Annotated in this window: 2 protein-coding genes and 2 pseudogenes; 2 read left to right on the top strand and 2 right to left on the bottom strand. The window is 72.3% G+C overall.

All coding sequences use genetic code 11. The features are described from left to right. Positions 1 to 392: pseudogene (locus tag IJH84_RS13260) on the top strand (ParA family protein); the annotation flags it as partial. Position 393: 1 nt separating this feature from the next. Beyond that, positions 394 to 1,173, top strand: coding sequence for a DNA-formamidopyrimidine glycosylase family protein (locus IJH84_RS13255; protein WP_295144683.1), 780 nt, complete (start codon positions 394 to 396; stop codon positions 1,171 to 1,173). A gap of 1 nt (position 1,174) precedes the next feature. Here IJH84_RS13255 and IJH84_RS13250 read toward each other — a convergent pair whose 3' ends face one another. Together IJH84_RS13250 and IJH84_RS13245 are read right to left on the bottom strand one after the other, a co-directional pair. Then, entirely contained in the window at positions 1,175 to 2,464 is a 1,290-nt protein-coding gene (locus IJH84_RS13250; RefSeq protein ID WP_295144679.1) for a solute carrier family 23 protein, read from the bottom strand. Positions 2,465 to 2,654: 190 nt separating this feature from the next. Beyond that, positions 2,655 to 2,900 (bottom strand): annotated as a pseudogene (locus IJH84_RS13245) (hypothetical protein); the annotation flags it as partial.

Here is a 2,900-nt window from a genome sequence, read left to right as displayed (position 1 = left end):
GGGTGCAGCGGGCGTTCGAGGCGGTGCTGGCCGCGCGGGAGAACAACCCGCGGTTGCAACGGCGGGGTGTGGTGGTCACCCGGGTGCGGCCGCGGTCGCACGAGCACCAGTTCCGGATCGACGAGCTCCGGGAGATATTCGGGCCGCTGGTGATGCCGGTGGCGCTGCCGGACCGGCTCGCGGTGCAGCAGGCGCAGGGCGCTTGCCTGCCGATCCACCAGTGGGGCACGCCGGGGGCGCGCGAGGTCGCGCTCGGGTTCAACCTGCTGCTGGCGCGCACGCTGCGCGCCGGGCGGCAGCGGCGTGGTGCCGAGCCACCGATCGACGAGGCGACGGCGGCCGACGATCCGGGCGACGCGGAACTCGACGCCGACGAGCTCCAGGAGGACTGACCTGCCGGAAGGCGACACGGTGTTCCTGACCTGCCACCGCCTGCACGAGGCGCTGGCCGGCCGGGCGCTGGTGCGCGGCGAACTCCGGCACCCTCGTCTGTCCACTTTGGATCTCACGGGCCGGGTGGTGCGCGAGGTGCGCCCGATCGGCAAACACCTGCTCACCCGGTTCGAGTGCGGCTGGACGCTGCACAGCCACCTGCGGATGGACGGCGCCTGGCACCTGTACTCGCCGCGCGCCCGCTGGCGGCGGCCTGCGCACCAGGTGCGGGCGCTGCTTGCGGTTCCGGAGCGGACCGCGGTCGGGTTCAACCTGCACGATCTGCGATGGCTGCGCACCGGCGAAGAGGACGAGCTGGTGGGCCACCTCGGCCCGGACCTGCTGTCCCCGGACTGGGACGAGGCGATGCGCACCGAAGCGGTCCGCAGGCTGCGGTCCGACCCCGAGCGCGAGATCGGTCTCGCGCTGCTGGACCAATCCGTGCTGGCCGGGCTCGGCAACATCTACCAGACCGAGGTGTGCTTCCTGCTGCGCCGCTCGCCGTGGACCCCGGCGGGCGAGGTGGATGCGGACCGCGCGGTGCAACTGGGCCGCGAACTGCTGCTGCGCAACGCGTGGCGCCCGGAACAAGCCACCACCGGCGATCCGCGCCGCGAGGCGAAGCACTGGGTTTACGGCCGCCGCACCTGCCTGCGCTGCGCAAGCGCGGTGCTGCGCGACGAGCAGGGCGCGGGCACCGAGGAACGCGTCGCCTACCACTGCCCGCGCTGCCAGCCGTGAGTCAGCCGCCGGGCATCTCCGCCCGGTGCGCCGACACCGCGTCGGCCAGGCTCCGCAGCACCGGGTACACCAGCACGATCCCGATCGAACCCCACACCAGCCCGGTGATCCGCAGCGCGCCCAGCGACAACGTCAGGTCGCCCACCCCGGCCACCAGCGCGGTGCCCAGCACGGCCAGGTTGACCGGGTCGGCGAAGTCCACTCCGGCTTCGCTCCAGATCCGCACCCCGACCAGCGCGAGCACGCCGACCACCACGAACATCGCGCCGCCGAGCACGCCCGGCGGAATCGTGCCGATCAGCGCGTGCAGCTTCGGGCAGAACGCCAGCAGCACCGCGCCCACCGCCGCGACCATGCACGCCGCCGTCGAGTACACCCGCGCCGCGGCCATCACGCCGACGTTCGGCGCGTAACTGCTCAACGCCGAACCGCCGCCGGAACCGGCCAGCGAGTTCGCCAGCCCGCCGCCGATCAGCGCGTCGCCGACGTGCCCGTCCAGGTTGCGCCCGCTCATCGCCGCGACCGCTTTGCCGTTGCCGACGAGTTCGGCGGCCAGCACCAGCACCATCGGAGCCACGAACGGCACCGCGGACAGGTGCAGCTGCGGGCTCAGCACCTGCGGAACCCCGAACCAGTCGGCATCGGCAACCGCGTGCAGCCGTGCCGCGTCCACCTGGCCGGCGAGCCCGGCGCAGCCCCATCCGGCGAGCACTCCGAGCAATACCGCCAGCCGCCGCAACATGCCGCGGCTGAGCACCGTCGCCAGCACCACGACGACCAGCGTCACCACCGCGGGCACCGGCTGCGCGCGGAACGACGTCACCGTCTGCCCGGCCAGGCTCAACCCCAGCATCAGCACGATGCCCCCGGTCACCACCGGGGGCATCGCCGATTCCAGCAGCCGCGCGCCGAGCGCTTTGACCGCGATCCCGAACGCGACCAGCACCAGCCCCACGATCATGATCACGCCGAGCAGCGCGCCCGGACCGGCACCGCCGTGATCGACGGCCGCGCCCATCGGCACGACGAAGGCGAACGAGGCACCGAGGTAGCCGGGCACCCGGTTGCGGGTGATCACCAGGAACAGCAGGGTGCCGATGCCGGAGAACAAGAACGTCGTGGCGGCGGGAAAACCGGTCAGCGCGGGCACCAGGGCGGTGGTGCCGAACATGGCCAGCAGGTGCTGGAGCCCGAATCCGATGGTCAACGGCCAGCTGAGGCGTTCTTCGGACCCCACGACCGCTTCGTCCACCAAGTGACGACCGTTGCCGTGCACGGTCCACAACGCCACAACTTCCTCCCCGACTGTCCCCCGGCGCGGGGGACGCGCTGCCACGTAACGTAGCGACGCTGGGGAGATTACTATTCGGCATCACATAATCAACCCGCCACGGGGTCATTAGTGTGAAAAGTGATGCACATGTGCTGACGTGCAGTCATGACCGCGGCACCGCGCCCGCGCGGACCCGGTCGGCGGGCGCTCAAGAATTCCGCGGCTGCCCGGTATCGCCACTGCCCCGCCCGAGCTCGAGCAGCGCGGTCGCCAGCCCGGCCAAGCGGTCCGAAGCGTCCTGCACGGCGTGCCGCTGCTCCGGCCCTCCGCTGGCAGCGACGGCGCGTCCCGCTGCGGCGACCAAGTGGCGGTAGCCCTCCACGCCCTCGTCGAGTTCACCGCGCAACCGCTGCACATCCGCGCGCAGCGGTTCCTGCTCGGAGGCGGGCACGTG

The organism is Saccharopolyspora sp., from assembly GCF_017434145.1.
Taxonomy (GTDB): Bacteria; Actinomycetota; Actinomycetes; order Mycobacteriales; family Pseudonocardiaceae; genus Saccharopolyspora_C; species Saccharopolyspora_C galaxeae.
Note: the sequence above shows the minus strand (reverse complement) of the source record. Positions and strands in the feature narration are given on the sequence as shown.